The sequence below is a fragment of the Micromonospora sp. WMMB482 genome (assembly GCF_019038635.1).
Classification (GTDB): domain Bacteria; phylum Actinomycetota; class Actinomycetes; order Mycobacteriales; family Micromonosporaceae; genus Micromonospora; species Micromonospora marina.
Window position 1 is genome coordinate 5,124,056 of record NZ_JAHOPD010000020.1, and the last position, 17,424, is coordinate 5,141,479.

A 17,424-nucleotide genomic window follows, 5' to 3' on the forward strand; every position below is an offset into this window, starting at 1 on the left:
TGACCGGGTGCGACTGCGGATGCGCATCAGTTGCACAGCCGGCCGCCCGGCCGGGGACTGTCATCCGACGGGAGGGGACGCATGGGCCCGGAGGTCAACGGCGGCGACGGGCGGGGCAAGGAGTGCCGGTCGGATGCGGGTGAGCTGAGCGCGCGCACCGAGGCCGGCCGGCGGATGGTGGAGCTGGCGCAGGAGCACGCCGCCGACTTCGCCACCCGCGCCGCCGACCACGACCGGGACAACACGTTCGTCCGGGAGAACTTCGAGGCGATGAAGGCCAGCGGCTTCCTTGCCGCCACCGCGCCGCGGGAGTTCGGCGGGCTCGGCGTGTCGTCGCTGCACGACCTCGTCGTCGCGGTGTCCCGGCTCGCCCGCGGCTGCCCGTCCACCGCGATCGCCGCGAACATGCACCTGGGGTTCGTGTGGAGCACGGCCCGGGGCTGGGGGGCCGCCGCGCAGCCGCCGCCGCAGCTCACCATGCTGCTGCGGCTGCTCGGCCGGGGCCGCATCGTGGTGTCGCACGCCGGCACCGAGCCCGGCGGCGGGGCGATCAGCTTCCCGCGTACGACGGCCGAGCCGGTGCCCGGCGGCTACCGGATCAACGGGCACAAGATCTTCGCCACGAACGCCGAGATCGCCGAGACGGTGGTGGTGTTCCTGCGGGTGCCCGACGGCGCGGGCTGGTTCAACGCCGGCACCGCTGTGGTGCGCACCGGCACACCCGGGATGACTGTGGAACGCACCTGGGACGCACTCGGTATGCGGGGCTCGGGCAGCCACGACATCCGCTTCACCGACTGCGTCGTCGGGCGGGACATGGTGCTGGTCGGCCGTCCACTGGGGGAGATGGCCACCGAGTGGCCGGGCCTGCTGGCGGTGAACTTCCCGCTCGTGGCCGCGTACGTCGGCATCGCCGAGCGGGCGATGGGCCATGTGACGGAGCTGGCCGTGACGCGCCGCCAGCAGCCCTCCGGCCAGTTGCTCGCGCACCGCGCGCCGGTGCGGTCGCAGGTGGCGGAGATGGCGGTGGAGCTGGCCGTCGCGCGGGCCGTGCTGGGCCGGGCGGCGGAGGCGATCGACGCGTTCCTGGCCCGCCCCGACGCCGAGGTGGAGCCGGCCGACGCGTACCGCGCCATCGAGGACTTCCAGGTCGCGAAGCTGGTCGTGAACCGGTCCGCCGCCGCGGTGGTCGACCGGGCGATGGCGGTGGCCGGCGGCCAGTCGTACCGGACCGGGCACCTGCTCAACCGCCTCTACCGGGACGTGCGCGCGGGCGGGTTCATGCAGCCGTACTCGCCGCCGGAGGCGCTGGAGTTCGTCGGGCGTACCGCGCTGGGCCTGGACCCGTTCGAGGAACTGCGGGACAGCCTTGCGTCGGCCCGCGCGGCGGCGGCCGCCGGCTGACGGGAAGGGCCCTCAGCCCGTGCGGTCGGCCGGCCGCCCGTCGCGGCGCAGGTACCACAGCGGGATACCGACGACCTCGACGGTCTTGGTCAGCTCCCAGCCGAGCGCGGTGTAGAAGCGCACGTTCGCCTCGGTGTCGGTCTCGCCCCAGGTGGGACGCGGGTCGCCGGCCATCACGTCGAGCAGCGCCTGCATGAGCGCCTCGCCGATGCCCCGGCCCTGGAAACGTGGCTCGACGCCGACCGGACCGACGTGCCAGTGTGGCTCGGCCAGGTCGTGGATCGCGTAGTGCGCCCGGACGTACTCGGCCCGGGCCGGGTCGCCCACCGGCGGCGCCGCGCCGAGCGCGATCCGCCGGGCGTCACTGTCCAGCGCGGCGCCGATGCAGCCGCCGGGCGGGACCGCCGCGGCGGCGCCCACCAGGCAGCCCTTGTAGAACGCGCCGATCTGCGGCGGCGCGGGACGGTGGAAGAACGCCGTCCAGATGGGCATCAGCCCGGCCAGCCGGTCCAGCGGCTCGTCGCCGAACATCGCGTACGTGGTGGGGTTGTCCCGCATCGCCCGGGCGACCAGTCCGGCGGCCGGGCGGCGGTCGTCCTTGCGCAGCTCTCGTATCTGGAGTGTGGGCAGGGTCCGGGGTACGGCTCTGGTGTCGGTCACGGGCGCACGCTAACAGCGGCGCGGCGGCCCGGGCAGGGGCGTGATGACGGCGTCCGTGATCCTTGTGGCGGCGGCGATCCGGCACCTATGTTGCCTCGGAGTTCTCGGTTCTGTCGCACCGACCGGAGTGGGGAAGACGAGATGGCTTTGGACCAGGCGAGCGGCCAGGAAACGAACAGGGCGGATCCCGCCACCGTCGTGCACGGCATCGTCGAGGAGGTCGCGGGCGTCGACGTACGGCCCGACGAGAGCTTCTTCGACCTCGGGCTCGACTCCATCCAGCTGATGCAGGTGTGCAACCGCATCAACGAGGAGTTCGGCGAGGTCATCGACCTGTTCCTGCTGTTCGAGAATCCCACTGTCAACGAGTGCGTGTCCGTCATCAGCGCGCAGCGGTCGGGCTGAGCATGCCGACGCCCGAGGTATGGTGCGGCCTGAAACTCACGCACGACGGCGGCGTCGCCGCCATCGAGGGGAACCGCCTGCTGTTCTCGATCGAGGCGGAGAAGCTGGAGAACCGGCCCCGGCACGCCACCATGCACGAGGCGGCCGACATCGTCGCCCAGCTCGCCGCCAACGGCCTGGCCCCGGGTGACCTCGCCGGCGTCGCGGTGGACGGCTGGGCGCGCGGCGCACAGGGCGAGACCTGGGTCGAGGTCGCCGACGCCGCCGGTACGCTGCACCCGGTCGAGGTGGCCGGCTACCACGACGAGCCGGGCGCCGGCCGGTTGCTGACCGGGGTGGCCGGCAGCGCGCCGCTGCTCGGGGCGCCGACGCCGTTCCGCAGCTTCAGCCACGCCACCGACCACGCGCTGTCCAGCTACTGCACCAGCCCGTTCGCCGCCCGGCGGCAGCGCGCGCTGATCACGGTCTGGGACGGCGGCATGGTGCCGTGCCTGTACGTGTTCGACCCGGAGCGGGTGAGCCTGGAGTGCCTGGGGCCGGTCGGCTCGATCTCCGGCGCGCTGTTCCCGATCTTCTGCTCGCACTTCGCGCCGTTCAAGATCGACCACGGCACCCGGCGCGCGAACGATCCCGGCCCCGGCCTGGAAGCGCTGCTGCCGATCGCGGGCAAGGCGATGGCGTACGCGGCGCTGGACACGGTCAGCGAGGAGGCGGTGGCCGTGATGGCCGCCGTGACCGAGGAGATCGGCCTGGTCGACGCGGCGATCCCGGCGTACCTGTGGAGCCGCCGGGTGCTCACCCGCACCGCGCCGCTCGGCCTGTCCGACGCGGCGCTCGTCGGCTCGATCCAGGAGTTCCTGTTCCGGGTCTTCGCGGCCGGGCTCGACGGCGTGCTGTCCCGGCGGCCGGACCTGGACGGCCTGCCGATCTGCCTGTCCGGCGGCTGCGCGCTCAACATCAAGTGGAACGCCGGGCTGCGGGCGAGCGGCCGGTTCGCCGGCGTCTGGGTGCCGCCGTTCCCCAACGACAGCGGTTCGGCGATCGGCGCGGCCTGCACCGAGATGGTGCGCCGCACCGGCCGGGCCGACCTGGAGTGGTCGGTGTTCGCCGGGCCCGGCGTCCGCGACGTCGGCCAGCCGCCGCCCGGGTGGTCGGCGCAGCCCTGCGAGATCGAGGAACTGGCCAAGATCCTGGAGGTGCACGGCGAACCGGTCGTGGTCGTCAGCGGCCGCGCCGAGCTGGGCCCGCGCGCGCTGGGCCACCGCAGCATCATCGCCCCGCCCACCTCGGCGGCGATGAAGGACCGGCTCAACGCCGTGAAGGGCCGGGAGCCCTACCGTCCGGTCGCGCCGATCTGCCTGGAGCACCGGGCGCCGGAGGTCTTCGACCCGGGCACGCCCGATCCGTACATGCTGTTCGACCACCAGATCCGGCCGCAGTGGCGTTCCCGTGTCCCGGCGGTCGCGCACGTCGACAACAGCGCCCGCCTGGAGACCGTCGGACCGGACAACGAGCTGATGTGGCGGCTGCTGACCGCGTACGAGCGCAGCACCGGCGTGCCGGTGCTCTGCAACACCAGCGCCAACTTCCGCGGCAGCGGGTTCTTCCCGGACGCCGAGTCGGTGATGCGCTGGGGTCAGGTCCGGTACGTCTGGTCGAACGGCACGCTGTTCACCTCCGACGCCGACCCGGGAGCCGGCGCCGCCGGGTGACTCACCGCTGCGGCACCCCGGTTGCCCGGGCGACCGGGAAGAACCGGTGGTGCCGCGCACCGGTGATCTCATAGATGGCCGTGCCGGTCCGGCCGTCGTCGGTGCGTACCGCCATCAGCTGCTGGCCGCCGCCGAGCCGGCCGTACCGTGCCGACCACGCGCCGGTACCGGTCAGCCGGATCGTGCTGCCGTCGGCGAAGGCCGCGGTGACGGTGCCGGCCAGCCCGGTCACCGCCTCGCCGTCGCGGCCGTAGCCGACCGGGGCGCCGTCCGCGCCGGTCCAGTCCAGCTCGTGCGTGAACGAGGTGAGCGGCACCGGCGGCGCGGCACCGGCCGGCGCCCAGCAGCCCTCGGTGAACACCCGCGAGCCGTCCGGGTACTCCCAGCACCACAGGCCCAGCATGCCGTCGGGCAGTTGCACCGCGAACCACATCCAGGCCGGCACGTTGCGGTGGTCGCGTACGCCCCAGGAGTGGTCCCGCTGACCCCACCACCGCCGGACCGGCCGGCGTTCCCCGTCGACCCAGTAGGCGCCGTCGAACCAGCCGGACTGGAACATGTGCCGCTGGTCCCACACCGGGCCGCCGGGGCCGTCCAGCACCCCCCGGGGCAGCGCGTGCGGCGCGGTCCGCGCGGTGAACGTCAGCTCCAGCGGCACCGGCACGCCGGGACCGGACGCGCGGACGCCGACCCGGCGGTACGGCTCCTCGACGGTCACCGCGACCGGCCCGGCCACCGGGTCCGGCCGGTCACCACCGGCCGGGCGGGAGAACCTGTCGAAGCGGAGCCGTCCGTCCACGCGCACCATCACGTACGCGTCCACGACACCCCGGTACGGGTGGTGGCCGAGCGTCACCAGCAGCACGTCGCCGTCGGCCCGGTCCGGGTGCGCCACGAAGAAGTAGCTCTCCCGCCAGTGCCGGTACGCCCGGGGCAGGCGCGGGCCGGGCGGGCGGGTGAAGTGGACGAATTCCTCGTCCGGGGCGGTGAGGATGTCCATCGCGCTCCGATCTCAGCTCAGCAGGGTCAGCGCGTCGAGGTCGGTGACGTGCGCGGCGTGCCGTTCGGCCATCGCCACGAACATCGCGTCGCCGCGCCCGTCGCGGGCGACGAGCATCGCCCCGACGACGGTCATGTGCAGGCCGGCGACGGTGTTCACCCGGTACGACCGCCAGCACTCGTCCCGGCTCCACCGCACCCCGGCGGCGCGCAGGGCGTCGTGGTACGACGCGAACAGCTCCGCCTCCCGCGCCCGGCGCACGTCGGTGGGCAGGCTGCCGCCGACCAGGTACGCGGCGTCGCTGGGCCCCGGTCCGAGCTGGACGGTCTGCCAGTCCACCACCGTCACCGCCGGTTCCGGGCCGTCGGTGAACAGCAGGTTGTCCACCCGCAGGTCGCCGTGCAGCAGCGTCAGCGGCGGCCGGTCCGCCCGCACCCAGCCGCGGATCCGGGTGCGCAGCGCCTCGACGACGCCGAGCGCGGCAGGGGAGAGCAAATCGCCGAAGCGTTCCGCGAAGGCCCCGGCGGTGAGCCGGTACGCCGCGCCCAGCCGTCGTCCGCCGTCCGCGCCGCGTACCGGCAGCCAGCCGGGCGCCGGGCGGTCCCAGTGGACGGCCTGCGCCGCGGCGAGCCCGGTCAGCACGGTCGCGACCTCGTCGACGGTGCAGCCGGTGAGCTGGTCGCCGGGGCGGGCCGGCGCGGCGTCGCCGAGCAGCAGCACGAAGTCGCCGGAGGACTCGTCGTACCCGGCCGCGTAGCAGCGCGGCACCGGCAGCGGCAGAGCGCCGGCCAGCTCCCGGTAGAACGCCACCTCCCGGCGGTACGCGTCGCTGCCCTGCCCGGTGTGGCGGCTGCGCTCGTCCAGCGCCGGGAACTTGCCGACGACGCTGGCCGGTCCGCTCCCGCCGGCCCAGGCCAGCTCGTACCGGACGTTGTGCCCGAGCTTGCCCAGCCCGAGCGGGGTGGCGGTGACCGCGTCGACCCGGTCACCGGGCGCGGCGGCGCCGGCGGCGACCAGCACCTCGGTGAGCCGGCCGGGGGTGACCAGTCCGGGCTCCCGGAACGGGCGCACCGGCACGGTTACCGGCGCGGGGGCGCTCATCGGGGCCCGGCCGGTGAGGCGGCGCGGGGGCGGACGACGGCCTGGAGGATGCGCGCGATCAGCACTCGCACTCCGTATCTCGTATCGACACTGATGTGTCATCGGCGAGGATAGCGACGTGAACCCGCCGGGTGCACCGGCGCGGAGGACCGCCGTCGCCCCGTCCGGGCCGGTGGCGCGAGGGGAGCCGTGTGGTGATCGAGTCGAACGGGCCGCACCCGGTGACGGTCCTGCTGGGCAACCCGCGTGCCGGGTCGCGCACCGCGAACGTGGCGCGCCGGGCGGCGGACACGCTGGTGGAGTGCCTGGCCGCGCGTGGCGTACGCCTGGCCGAGCCGTCCGTGGTGGACCTGTCGGGACTGACCCCGCTGCTGGCCACAGCCGACTGGGCGCAGCCGCCGCCGGCGGCGCTGGCCGAGGCGTACCGGCAGGTGACGTCGGCCCGGCTGCTGCTGGTGGCCACGCCCACGTTCAAGGGCTCCTACACCGGGCTGCTCAAGCTGTTCGTGGACCCGCTTCCCCGGCGGGCGCTGGGCGCGACGGTGGCGGTGCCGGTGATGACCGCGGCGCGCGCGGCCGACCAGCACGCCGTCGACAGCCACCTGCGGCCGCTGCTGCTGGCGCTGGACGCCAGCGTGCCGGTACCCGGGCTGTCCGTGCTGGAGTCGCAGTTCGACCGGCTCGACGACGTGGTGGGGCGGTGGTGCTCGGCGGCCGCGCCGGTCCTGGCCGGGGTGCTGCCCGCGGTCGCGGACCCGATCCTGCCGATGCTGCCCGATCCGTCCCTGCTCACGTTCGTGTAGGGCGGTCCGGAGCCGGCCCGGCCCGGCTCCGGACCGGTCAGGCGGCCATGCCCTGCGCGATCCAGTTGCGGAACAGCTCCACCTTCTCCGCCTCCCAGGGCGCGTCGCAGGGCATGGAGCCGTCCGCGACTCGCTCCAGGATGGACTCGGCGTAGTCCCGGACGTCGTCCAGGCTGGTCAGGTCCAGCAGGAACGTCATCTCGGCCACGTCCATCTCGCGGAACAGCGGCCGGATGTCGCGGGCGAAGCTCAGCGTTCCGGCGCCGGGGCGCTGGCCGGCGGTCTCGGTGTCGGTCACCCGATGCTCCTCTCGACCGGGGCGTTCGGCGGCCCGGATCCGCCAGTGATCCTAGGAGAGCCGGTGCCGCCTGTCATGCCTTGTCGCTTCGTGTATCTCGCCTTTGTCGAACGGGTCGGCTAGCGTCCGGCCATGGACCTGCGTGACTCGCCCGACGAGGCCGCCTTCCGCGCCCGGGCACGTGCCTGGCTCGCGGAGGCGGTCCCGGCCGTGGACGACCCGGCCGCCGCCCGGGCCCGCTGGTTCGACAGGGACTTTCTGACCACGTACGCGCGCCGCCTGCACGCCGCCGGTTACGCCGGACTGGGCTGGCCGGTCGAGTACGGCGGCCGGGGGCTGCCGCTCGGACACCAGGCGATCTTCCTGGAGGAGTCGGCCCGCCGGGGCGCCACCGAACAGGCCGGCGTGATCGGGCTGGGCATGGTCGGCCCGACAGTCGTCGCCTGGGGCACGCCCGCGCAGCGGGCCCACTACCTGCCCGGCATCATGCGCGGGGACCTGCTGTTCTGCCAGGGCTTCTCCGAGGCCGAGGCGGGCAGCGACCTGGCCGCCGTGGCCACCACCGCGCGACTCGACGGGGACGCCTACGTCGTCGACGGGCAGAAGCTGTGGTCCTCGTACGCCGCCGTCGCCGACCACTGCCTGCTGCTGGCGCGTACCGGGGGACAACGCCACCGCGGACTCACCTGCCTGGTGGTGGACCTGCGGACGCCGGGCGTGACGGTACGGCCGCTGCGGCAGATCACCGGGCGCGCGGACTTCGCCGAGATCTCGTTCGACGGCGCGCGGGTGCCGGCCGCCGCGGTGCTCGGCGAGCCCGGTGACGGGTTCCGCGTGGCGATGACGACTCTGGCCCACGAGCGCGGCACGTTCGGCTTTACCCTCACCGCCCGGCTGGAGGAGCACCTGCGCCAGTTCGTCGCGCTGCTGCGGGCCTCCCCGCTGGCCGACGACCCGGGCGTCCGTGACCGCCTCGCCACCATCTGGACGGACCTGGCCGCGCTGCGCTGGACCAACCTGCGGCTGCTGGCCGAGCTGGCCGAGGGCGGCGAACCCGGTCCCCGTACCTCGGTGGTGAAGCTGCTCTGGTCGCAGGCCAACCAGCGGCTGGCGCACCTGGGCGCGGAGGTCGCCGCGGTGGACGAGCGCGCCACGGCGCTGTGGCGGGACCGTCTGCTGCGCAGCCGGGGCAACACCATCGAGGGCGGCACCAGCGAGGTGCTGCGCGACGTCCTCGCCGAACGGGTGCTCGGCCTGCCCCGATCCCGCTGAACCCGTGGAGGGACCGTGCGCTTCGCGTTCACCCCGGAACAACTCGCCCTCGCCGAGACCGCCCGCCGGTACCTGGCCGAGCAGCAGCCGCCCGACGCCGCCGGTGTCCCCGAGACCGACCCGGCCCGGCGCGAGGCCGCCTGGAAGACGCTCGGCGCGCTCGGCTGGCTCGACGCCGACCTCGGCGCGGTCGAGTGGGGCGTGCTCGCCGAGGAGTCCGGCTACGGGCTACACCGCGAGCCCTGGCTGACCACCGTCGCGCTGGCCGGCCCGGCGCTGCGGGCCGCCGGTCAGCCGCCGGCCGGCCCGGTGGCGCTGGCGTGGGCGGAGGCGCCCGCCGGGCGGGCCCGTCTCGACGAGGCGCACCTGCCCGGCTGCCGGGCGGTGCCGGACCGGGACGCGGTCCGGCTGCACGGCCGCAAGGAACGTGTCGTCGACGGACTGACCGCCGCGTCGGCGGTGGTGGTCGCCCGAGGGCCCGACGGCCCCGGCCTGTACCTCGCCGACCTCGCGGCGACCCGCCGCACCCCGCTGCCGGCGCCGTGGGACGCCACCCGCGTCGAGTGCCGGGTGGACCTCGCCGGCGCGCCGGCGGAGGATCTGTGGCTGGACGCCCGCCGGGTACTGGCCGACACCCGGCGGCTGGCGCTTGCGCTGTTCGCCTGCGAGGCGGTGGGAATCGCCCGCCGGGCTCACGAGATCGCCGTGGCCCACGCCCGCGACCGGGTGCAGTTCGGCCGCCCGATCGGCGCCAACCAGGCGGTGTCGCATCCGCTCGCCCAGGCGTACGCCCGGATCGAGACGGCGCGGTCGCTCGCCTACCGCGCCGCATGGTGCGTCGCGGAGCGGGAGCCCGGCGCGGAGCCGGAGGTCGTCGCGGCGGCCCTGGCCTCGCGGGAGGCGGCGCTCACGGCCACCGAGGCCGCGATCCAGACGCTCGGCGCGGCCGGGTTCACCTGGGCGCATCCGGCCCATCGCTGGTACCGCCGGGCGCTGTGGCACCAGGACTTCGCCGGTACGGCGTCGGATCTGCGAGCCGAGCTGGCCGCGATGGTGCTCGCCGCGGCCTGACGCACCGGGTTCAGCTGTCGGTGGCCGCGGAGTGCTTGCGGCGCAACCGGGTGATCCAGCCCTGCGCGGTGTGCGCCGGGACTCCGAAGTGCCCGGCCACCCCGGCGATCGTGCCGGTCTGCCGGTAGACGGCCTCCAGCTCGTCGTCCTGCGGCGCCCGCCGGTACGCCCGCCCGGCCTGGATGCGGGCGGTCGCGGACGGCTTGCGGCTCAGCCCGCCCTTGCGGGACCGGCCGGCCGTCGGGCTCGCCGGTTCGGCGCGCGCCGGCTCGGCCGCACCGGTGCTGACCCGGGGGAGCGCGGCACCGGTCACCGAGACGCCCGGCCGGTCCCCGGCGGCACCCGGGATGAACGCGGACAGCAGCAGTTCGAGATTGACGTACGGAAGCTCGCCGCCGCGCATCTCCGCGCCCTCGACCGGCTGGATCACCACCTCCTTGACCGCCGGACGGCCGTCCTCGACTTCGAGGCGGACCCGCGTCTGCACCGCCGGACTGGCGAAGCTGTCGTCGACGACGGGGACGATGGTGACGATGTATTCGTTCATGTCATGCCTTCTTCGGGCACCTGCGGTCCAGAGTTTCTGGTCCCGCGGTGGCGCGGCCCGGGCGTCGGGGGTAAGGTGCGCGGCTTGCGTCAAAGCACGGTTGACACATCGTAGCGGAACAGAAGACGCAATACACCAAGCGGCGAACGCGGAATCGCCGGAGCCCAGCACAGAGACTCAATACTCGTCGGTGCCGGGGTCCATCATCGAGGCGATGAGCGCGGAGCGTGACGACACCCCGACCTTGCGGAAGATGCGGGTCAGGTGCGCCTCGACGGTCTTGACCGTGACGTAGAGCCGCTCCGCCGCCTCGCTGTTGCTCATGCCGGTCGCGATGAGCTGGACGATCTCCCGTTCCCGGCGGGTCAGCGTCGGCATGTCGGCCGGCGGCCCGGAGGTCCGCCAACCGGCGCGACCGGCCCGGCCCAGCAACCGGCTCTGCGCGCTGATCGAGGCCCGGTGCAGGATCCGGGCGCCGCACGTCTCGGCGATGCGCCGCACCTGGGCCAGGCTCGCCTCGGCGGCCTGCCAGTCGTGCAGCCCGTCCAGCGCCTTGGCGTGCACCAGACGCGCGGCGGCCTCCTCCAGCGGCCAGCCGAGCTGGGCGAACGCCTCGGCGGCGCCGGCCGCGCCGGCCGCCGCGGCGGGCAGGTCGGTGGCCATCGTGATCCGCGCCCGGGCCAGCGCCACGTGCGCCTGCTGCCCCGGCAGGTCACACGCGCCGGCGTGCCGTTCGGCCTGCTGCACCCACCGCCGGGCCTCCTCGACGTCGCCCCGACGCCGCGCCGCGCCGGACAGCGTCGCGGCCCAGTAGGGGCGGTGGCACACGTCCACCGCGCGCAGCGTGGTCCCGCCGCAGGCCCGGATCAGCAACGTCAGCGTGTTGGCGCGGTCGGCGCACTCGTCGCGCATCTGCGCGTGGATGCGCTGGACGACCGAGCCGAACCAGTCGTCGGCCGAGCTGCGCACGACCGGCTCGGCCAGGCGCAGCGCCGCGGCCGGCCCGTCCTGCCAGTACACGACGGCGGTACGCATGATGCGGGCGAACCGGTGCATGGTGTCCAGCTCGAGCCGGTCGGCGTACCGCTCGGCCTCGACGGCGTCCGCGCGCGCCTGGTCCAGCAGGCCGAGCTGGCGGGCGGCGCAGGACCGCCCGCTGCGCAGGTACGGCACCAGCACGTCGTTGCGCGCGGTGGCGGCGATGCGCAGCGCCCGGTCGAAGTGCCGGATCGCGCGCGTCTCGCGGCCCTGGAGCAGTTCCACCCAGCCGAGCAGCGCCAGCACGTCGAGGTGGGTGCTCAGCTCGGCGTCGGTCGAGGCGTCGGCGGCCGTCGTGGCGTCGGCCACTGTCGCCGTCACGTCCACTGTGCTCGGCACGTAGCAGGCGGCGAACGCCGAGACCACCCCGAACCACGCCGCCTCCACCGGCCGGCCGGCCGCGCCGCCGGTCCGCCGGGCCAGCGCGGCGTAGCGGGCCGCCTCCCGTTCACCGGCCAGCGCCCCGCAGATCGCCAGTTCCGCGGCGACGGCGGCGGTCAGCCGTCCGGGCAGCGGCGCGGTGTGCGGTTCCGGCATCAGGTCACGCAGCAGCGTGTACCCGAGGCGGCTCTGCCCGCGCAGCCGTTCCACCCGGGCCTGGGCCAGGACCGCCTCCGCCCGCACGTCGCCGTCCGACCGGGCCGCGACGTCCTGGAGCACGCCCCGCCCGTCGGCCACCCGGCCGGCACGCACCAGCGCGTCGGCCAGGTGCAGCCCTTCGGCCGGGGGCAGCCCGGAGCGCGCCGACGCCGACGGGGCCAGGCGCGCGGCCACCGACAGCCAGCGCACGGTGTCCGCCGCCGGCACGAACGGATGACCGGCGGCGGAGAGCAGCGTACGGGCGGCGTCCGTGTCACCCGGGCGCGCCGATCGGGCCAGGTGGTCGGCGTAGGCGGGCGCGGGGTGGCCCAGCTCGCGCAGCACCCGGGCTGCGGTGGCGTGCAGCGTGCGGCGGCGTCCCGGCGGCACCTGCTGGTAGACCGCGGCGCACAGCACCGGGTGCCGGAACCGCAGCGCCGGCTCCTCGTGCAGATCGGCGCGCAGCACCTCGCGGGCGACGAGCCGGTCGGTCAGGTTCTGACAGTCCTGCGGGTCCAGCTCGCACATGGCGGCGATCAGCGTCGGGTCGAATGTCACCGCGAGCACCGCGGCGGCCTCGGCCACGGCCCGTTCCGGCGCCGGCAGCGCCAGCTCCGGCGCGAGCACCCGCACCACCTCGGGCGGCAGCGCCTCGGCCAGGTCGACCGGCTGGTGCCGGCTCGGGTCCAGGCAGTCGTCGTCGAGGTGCCGGTACGCCTGGCTGTACAGCGGGTTGCCCCCGCCCAGCGCGTGGATGCGCTCCGCGCGGTGGCACGGCTGGGCCAGCATTCGCCCGACCTCGACCACGGACAGCGGCGGCACCTCCAGGCGTTCGTGCCGTCCGCTGGTCACCGCCAGTGCCGCGGCCAGCGGGGCGGACATCCGGGCCAGCCGGTACGCCAGCACGAGGACCAGCCCAGCCGGCGGATTGCGGACCAGCTCGCCGATCAGCTCCAGTGAGGACGCGTCGGCCAGGTGCGCGTCGTCGACCAGCAGCATCGGGCCGCCCTGCCGGCTGTGCCCGGCGGCGAGCGCCGCGAGCAGCCGCGACCGCGGGTCACGCCGGCCCGGACCGCGGGCGCCGTCGTGGGAGCGCCAGAGCGGGGCGAGCATCGCGTACGTCGCGGGGGCGCGTCCGACCGCGGACAGCACTGCGAGTCCGGCGGCGCGGGCGAGGCGCCCGCAGCGTTCGAGCAGCGCCGTCTTCCCGATCCCCGGCGCGCCGGGGAGCTCCAGGACGGTGGACGTGCCGTCGGCCGCCGCGGTGACGGCCCGGCGGGCCGCCGCCAGCAGGGGTGCCCGGCCCACGAACGACGCCGGTTCGGCTCCCTCCGGGTCGTCGTCGAGGCTCGCCATCGGACACCTGCATCCTTTCGGGACGTGCGGCGGGGGCGCCCGACCCCGGCTGCCTGCTCCGCCCGGGCGTCGCTGTCCATGATGTGCCGCTCGACGGCACGGCGCCGGGCGGGCGCGCCGTTGCGCCCGATACCGGCGTAATCGACGGTTGTTGACGCCACGACCCTAACGCCCCGGTGCAATGTGGGGTTTCCCCCACTGTCGACGACGGGCCGGCGATCGACACTGGTCGCGGTGTTTCGCGGAAAGGGTTCGCCCATGCGCAAACGAGGTCAGGAAACCGGTGACTGGGTGCTGTTGCACTGTCCGTTACCGGGCCATTCGACCCATGCCGACTCCTTTCTGACGAGGGGTATCGGTCCGCTCTTTTCGGGTATGCACCGGAGCGGTGAGGTTACCGGCTGGTATTACGACCGGCGCGGTTCCGCCGACGTCCACGTGCACGGCCGCTGCACCGACCCCGGCGTGCTCCGGGCCCGGCTGGCCGGTCTCGTGCTCGCGGGCCGCAGCGCCGGCCGGCCGGTGACCGTGTGCCCCGAGCCCGACGCTCTTCCGGTACGCCACACCGACCTGCGGGAGCAGTCCAGCGCGCTCGCCCTGGAGATCATCGCGGCGACCGCCGCCCGCCCGGCGCGGATACGGACGGGCTGCGATCTCGCCCTCGCCACGTTCCTCTGCGCCGGGGTCGCCGCCGCGTACCCCGGCTCGGCAGCCGCCGCGCCGGCCGGGCCGGACGCCTGTCCGCACTGCGTGGAGTGGTTGCGGTCGCCGCCGCCCGGTGTGCCGGCACGGCTGCGCGGCGTGGCCGGACTGCTCGCCGAGGGGCGCGGCTGGGCGGCGCGGTGGACCGGGGTGCTGCGCCGGTCCGGGATCGTTCCGGCGGCCGGTGGGCCGGACGAGCTGACCACCCCGCTGCGGTGTCTGCTCAACCAGATCGGCCTCACCGGGGCGGACAGCCGGCGGATCGAGGCGACCGCGCGGCGGGCGGTGCTCGCCGCCACCTCCGGCGTCCCGTTGCGGGCGCACCGCACCCGCCGCGCGCCCGGTTACGACTGGTGCGGCTGACCGCGGCGACCGTTCACCGAAACTGTTACCACCGGCTCACTCTGCGTCAATTCGGGAGCCCGGGAGCCCGCCCACAGAACAGTTTGCAGGCGGTTGCCCACTTCTTCGGGCCGCAATTATTGACCAATCGGTGGAAGTGCCGCACGTCAGCGGGTCGCCCGTTGTCGTTGCGCCCCGGCCGGGTACGAAACCGGCGGTTTCCGGCGCAGTTCTCCGACAGCTCCTCATTGCGGTCCGCGCCGTTTCCGGTGGTACGGCCGCCGGGTGAGGCTCGCGTACGCCATCGTGGTCAGCGTGACGATGTCGAACACCGGCACACCCAGCCGCGCCTGGATCCGGTGGGCGAACGGCACCAGATCGGTGCACTCGACGACCAGCGCCCCCAGATCCGGGTGCGCGTCGGCCAGCGCGTCGACCCGCTCGTCCACCTCGGCGGCGAGCCGCTCGACGTCGAGGGCGTCGCGCCGCCCCTCCAGCATCACCTCGCGGAACTCCGGCTGCCCGGCCATGCCGGTGACCGCCACCGGCACGTCGGCGGCGCCGATCGCGGCCAGGTGACGCGGGGTCAGCGCGGCCTCGTCGGCGACCAGCAGCCCGACCGGACACCCGACCATCCGGTGCACCATCGGCAGTTGCACAAGGCTCGACGACCACAGCGGCACGCGCACGGCGGCGGCGAGTTCGGCCTGGAACAGCACGAGGAACCCGCACGCCCCGGTGATCCCGGCGACCCCGGCGGCCTCCAGGTCACGGGCCGCGTCGACGAACGGTCGCAGCAGCGTGGCGTCGGCCTCGCGGACCAGCCGCTGCGGCGTGGCGCCCTCCACCACCCGGTAGCGCACCGGGAAGTCGAACGTGTCCGGGTTGCGGATGTGCCCGGGGATCTTGTCGAAGCTGGTGTCGAGGCAGAGCACGCCGATCTCCGGCCGGTCGCTCACGAGATCCCTCCCCGGAAGCGGTCCACCGCGAACGTCTCCAGCGGCAGGTCCGGCTCGGCGCCGGAGACGAGCTGGGCGAGCAGCTGCCCACCGGCCGGGGCCAGACCCATTCCGATGTGCCCGTGCCCGGTGGCCACGCTGACGTTGTCGTAGCCGCCGGCCCGCCCGATCAGCGGCAGGCTGTCCGGGGTGCACGGCCGCAGCCCGCTCCACACGTCCAGGCGCCGGCCGGTGTCCAGCGCCGGCAGGTACCGCCGCGCGGTGTGCAGGATTCCGTCGACACGGCGCGGTGAGATCGACGTGTCCAGCCCGGACAGCTCCAGCGTGCCGCCGACGCGTACCCGGTCACCCAGCGGCATCACCGCGACCTTGCCCTCGCTGAGCAGCACCGGCCGGCTGGGCGTGCCCGGCCCGGCGGGCAGCGTGACCGTGTAGCCCTTCGCCGGTTGCAGCGTCAGCCCGACACCGAGCATCCGGGCGCAGGCCGCCGACCACACCCCGGCGGCGATCACCACCTCGGCCGGGCGCAGCTCGCCCCGGGCCGTGCGCACCGCGCGTACCCGCCGCCCGGTCACCTCGAAGTCGCGTACCTCCGCGCCGGTGACGACGTCCACGCCCTGGGCCCGCAGCGCCGCCGCGAGCGCCACCAGGAACGCCGGGATGCGCAGCGCGGCGCCCTCCTCGTTGAGCAGCGTCCCGGCCACCGCGAAGTCGACGCCGGGTTCCAGCCGGGCCAGTTCGGCCCGGTCCAGCTCGCGCAGCGGCACGCCGCGCGCGGTCGCCGCCGGGATCGTCCGGCGTGCCTTCGCGTACCCCTGCTCGGTGTGGCAGGCGAGGATCATGCCGCGTTCGGTGAGCGTCCCGGCCAGCTCGTCCTCGGCGCAGATCTCGCGCAGCAGCGCGAGGCTGCGCTGCTTGAGCGCGAGCAGCGTCTCGAACCCGGCGCGGGCGTGCCGTTCGGTGCAGTGCCGGCGGAAGTGCCACAGCCAGGCCAGCAGCGCGCCGTCGAGCCGGGGCCGGACCGCGAACGGGCTCTCCGGGCGCAACAGCCAGCGGATCCCGGTCGCCGGCACCCCCGGCTCGGCCAGCGGCGCCGAGCCCTGGGTGCCGACGAAACCGGTGTTGCCGGCCGAGCAGGCCGCCGGGTCACCGACCTCGCCCCGGTCCACCACCGTCACGCTGAGCCCGGCGCGGCGCAGGAACCAGGCGCAGCACAGGCCCACCACGCCCGCGCCGACCACCAGCACGTCGGGGTCGGTACGGCCCGGCGTCGTCATCAGTTGCCGCCGGTCATAGCGTCACGACGAAGAAGCAGGTGGGCAGGTTCACCACGACCCGCTCCCAGATCTCGGCGCGCAGCGCCACCCCGGGTTCGGCGAACGTGCCCGGCGGCGGCTCGGCGAACGCGATGGTGGACCGGCCGGCGTCGAACAGCAGCGCGCCGTGGCCGAAGTCGCCGACGATCGCGGTGCCCGGGTCGACCAGCCGGGTACGCACGATGAACACGCCGTTGTCCTCCACGTCCCGCATCAGCGAGCCGCTGCCCAGCAGCCGGTAGTAGTCGGCCGGGTTGATGATCAGCCCGTCGGCGGTGCTGCCCATCTGCTCGACCTCGTTGCAGGCGGCCAGGATCGTGGACGCGAACGGCCCCGGGTCGGTGAGCCGGCCCAGGCCCGGCATGGTCAGCAGCCCGCCCTCGCCGCGCAGGATGGTGTGGTTCTCGGCCGTGGCCAGCCGCACCACCAGCCGGTAGTCGACGAACTGCGCGAAGCTGGCCGGGTCCTCCCACAGGGCGTCCGGCACCTGCACCCACGCGGTGGTGGTGAGCAGCGGCGGGATGGGGGAGCGGTGGAAGTGGTTGGCCGCCTCCCGGCGCAGGTCCGCGCCGTCCACCGCCGGATCGTCCGGCCGAGGCGGGCTTTCGTGCCAGTAGTGGTCCTGCGGATCCCGGGACAGGTCCACCACCTTGAGCATGTTCCGGGACGGGTAGCGGGGCTTGCGCCGGGAACTGGTGAGCGAGTCGGTGATCGTCACGTCGTAGTCGACGCTGGTGTCGAAGCCGTCCTTGGCGAACGCCTCGACGAACGTCGCGCCGGGCGACATCTGCGTCTTTCGCTCGGCGACCACCTCGGCGATCGTCCGCTTCACGGTGTCGGTGCGCTGCGACATCTGCTG

The 17,424-nt window shown here is 74.8% G+C and carries 16 protein-coding genes; 7 read left to right on the top strand and 9 right to left on the bottom strand.

The annotated features are described in order from the left end of the window. Positions 1-81: 81 nt before the first annotated feature. Entirely contained in the window at positions 82-1,404 is a 1,323-nt protein-coding gene (locus KSK32_RS25090) for an acyl-CoA dehydrogenase family protein (RefSeq protein ID WP_216933415.1), read from the top strand. A 12-nt stretch (positions 1,405-1,416) separates the two neighbouring features. Here KSK32_RS25090 and KSK32_RS25095 read toward each other — a convergent pair whose 3' ends face one another. Continuing rightward, positions 1,417-2,064 (bottom strand): GNAT family N-acetyltransferase, encoded by a 648-nt coding sequence (locus tag KSK32_RS25095; protein WP_194800078.1) that lies wholly within the window; start codon positions 2,062-2,064, stop codon positions 1,417-1,419. A 141-nt stretch (positions 2,065-2,205) separates the two neighbouring features. Here KSK32_RS25095 and KSK32_RS25100 point away from each other — a divergent pair, with 141 nt between their 5' ends. Continuing rightward, positions 2,206-2,469: an acyl carrier protein gene (locus KSK32_RS25100; protein WP_167796881.1), complete on the top strand. Its 264-nt coding sequence runs from the start codon at positions 2,206-2,208 to the stop codon at positions 2,467-2,469. Further along, positions 2,433-4,181, top strand: coding sequence for a carbamoyltransferase C-terminal domain-containing protein (locus KSK32_RS25105; RefSeq protein WP_216933416.1), 1,749 nt, complete (start codon positions 2,433-2,435; stop codon positions 4,179-4,181). The genes KSK32_RS25100 and KSK32_RS25105 overlap by 37 nt, the downstream gene beginning before the upstream one ends. 1 nt (position 4,182) lies before the next feature. Here KSK32_RS25105 and KSK32_RS25110 read toward each other — a convergent pair whose 3' ends face one another. Both KSK32_RS25110 and KSK32_RS25115 read right to left on the bottom strand, forming a co-directional pair. After that, positions 4,183-5,181, bottom strand: coding sequence for a hypothetical protein (locus KSK32_RS25110; RefSeq protein ID WP_216933417.1), 999 nt, complete (start codon positions 5,179-5,181; stop codon positions 4,183-4,185). Positions 5,182-5,193: 12 nt separating this feature from the next. Beyond that, on the bottom strand, positions 5,194-6,282 hold the full coding sequence (locus KSK32_RS25115; protein WP_216933418.1) for a phosphotransferase family protein: 1,089 nt from the start codon (positions 6,280-6,282) through the stop codon (positions 5,194-5,196). Between the two features lie 194 nt (positions 6,283-6,476). On the opposite strand from KSK32_RS25115, the gene KSK32_RS25120 reads away from it, so the two are divergent. Continuing rightward, complete coding sequence (locus KSK32_RS25120; protein ID WP_216933419.1) at positions 6,477-7,085, top strand: NADPH-dependent FMN reductase; 609 nt, start codon at positions 6,477-6,479, stop codon at positions 7,083-7,085. A gap of 37 nt (positions 7,086-7,122) precedes the next feature. Here the strand turns inward: KSK32_RS25120 and KSK32_RS25125 are convergent, their stop codons facing one another. Then, positions 7,123-7,383 carry a hypothetical protein gene (locus tag KSK32_RS25125; protein WP_194800081.1) on the bottom strand — a complete coding sequence of 87 codons (261 nt, stop codon included), beginning with the start codon at positions 7,381-7,383 and terminating at the stop codon, positions 7,123-7,125. A gap of 132 nt (positions 7,384-7,515) precedes the next feature. Here KSK32_RS25125 and KSK32_RS25130 point away from each other — a divergent pair, with 132 nt between their 5' ends. After that, positions 7,516-8,655, top strand: coding sequence for an acyl-CoA dehydrogenase family protein (locus KSK32_RS25130; RefSeq protein WP_216933420.1), 1,140 nt, complete (start codon positions 7,516-7,518; stop codon positions 8,653-8,655). Positions 8,656-8,670: 15 nt separating this feature from the next. Continuing rightward, the gene (locus tag KSK32_RS34640) at positions 8,671-9,726 is read left to right on the top strand and encodes an acyl-CoA dehydrogenase family protein (protein WP_216933421.1); all 1,056 of its coding nucleotides are present in this window, start codon (positions 8,671-8,673) and stop codon (positions 9,724-9,726) included. Positions 9,727-9,736: 10 nt separating this feature from the next. Here the strand turns inward: KSK32_RS34640 and KSK32_RS25140 are convergent, their stop codons facing one another. Further along, positions 9,737-10,273, bottom strand: coding sequence for a hypothetical protein (locus tag KSK32_RS25140; protein ID WP_216933422.1), 537 nt, complete (start codon positions 10,271-10,273; stop codon positions 9,737-9,739). Positions 10,274-10,450: 177 nt separating this feature from the next. Beyond that, the gene (locus tag KSK32_RS25145) at positions 10,451-13,246 is read right to left on the bottom strand and encodes a LuxR family transcriptional regulator (protein ID WP_216933423.1); all 2,796 of its coding nucleotides are present in this window, start codon (positions 13,244-13,246) and stop codon (positions 10,451-10,453) included. A gap of 375 nt (positions 13,247-13,621) precedes the next feature. Here KSK32_RS25145 and KSK32_RS25150 point away from each other — a divergent pair, with 375 nt between their 5' ends. Further along, entirely contained in the window at positions 13,622-14,311 is a 690-nt protein-coding gene (locus KSK32_RS25150) for a hypothetical protein (protein WP_216933424.1), read from the top strand. A gap of 224 nt (positions 14,312-14,535) precedes the next feature. Here KSK32_RS25150 and KSK32_RS25155 read toward each other — a convergent pair whose 3' ends face one another. The 3 genes from KSK32_RS25155 to KSK32_RS25165 are packed head-to-tail and all read right to left on the bottom strand — an operon-like array spanning position 14,536 to position 17,418. After that, positions 14,536-15,249, bottom strand: coding sequence for an aspartate/glutamate racemase family protein (locus tag KSK32_RS25155; protein WP_216933425.1), 714 nt, complete (start codon positions 15,247-15,249; stop codon positions 14,536-14,538). After that, positions 15,246-16,526, bottom strand: a complete 1,281-nt coding sequence (locus KSK32_RS25160; protein WP_216933426.1) for an FAD-binding oxidoreductase — start codon at positions 16,524-16,526, stop codon at positions 15,246-15,248. The genes KSK32_RS25155 and KSK32_RS25160 overlap by 4 nt, the downstream gene beginning before the upstream one ends. Positions 16,527-16,539: 13 nt before the next feature. Continuing rightward, the gene (locus KSK32_RS25165; protein WP_216933427.1) at positions 16,540-17,418 is read right to left on the bottom strand and encodes a family 3 encapsulin nanocompartment shell protein; all 879 of its coding nucleotides are present in this window, start codon (positions 17,416-17,418) and stop codon (positions 16,540-16,542) included. Positions 17,419-17,424 lie beyond the last annotated feature (6 nt).

Coding starts and splice junctions, on each gene's coding strand:
- KSK32_RS25090 (WP_216933415.1), top strand. CDS start 82: ATGGGCCCGGAGGTCAACGGCGGCGACGGGCGGGGCAAGGAGTGCCGG.
- KSK32_RS25100 (WP_167796881.1), top strand. CDS start 2,206: ATGGCTTTGGACCAGGCGAGCGGCCAGGAAACGAACAGGGCGGATCCC.
- KSK32_RS25110 (WP_216933417.1), bottom strand. CDS start 5,181: ATGGACATCCTCACCGCCCCGGACGAGGAATTCGTCCACTTCACCCGC.
- KSK32_RS25115 (WP_216933418.1), bottom strand. CDS start 6,282: ATGAGCGCCCCCGCGCCGGTAACCGTGCCGGTGCGCCCGTTCCGGGAG.
- KSK32_RS25130 (WP_216933420.1), top strand. CDS start 7,516: ATGGACCTGCGTGACTCGCCCGACGAGGCCGCCTTCCGCGCCCGGGCA.
- KSK32_RS25140 (WP_216933422.1), bottom strand. CDS start 10,273: ATGAACGAATACATCGTCACCATCGTCCCCGTCGTCGACGACAGCTTC.
- KSK32_RS25145 (WP_216933423.1), bottom strand. CDS start 13,246: ATGGCGAGCCTCGACGACGACCCGGAGGGAGCCGAACCGGCGTCGTTC.
- KSK32_RS25150 (WP_216933424.1), top strand. CDS start 13,622: ATGCACCGGAGCGGTGAGGTTACCGGCTGGTATTACGACCGGCGCGGT.
- KSK32_RS25160 (WP_216933426.1), bottom strand. CDS start 16,526: ATGACGACGCCGGGCCGTACCGACCCCGACGTGCTGGTGGTCGGCGCG.
- KSK32_RS25165 (WP_216933427.1), bottom strand. CDS start 17,418: ATGTCGCAGCGCACCGACACCGTGAAGCGGACGATCGCCGAGGTGGTC.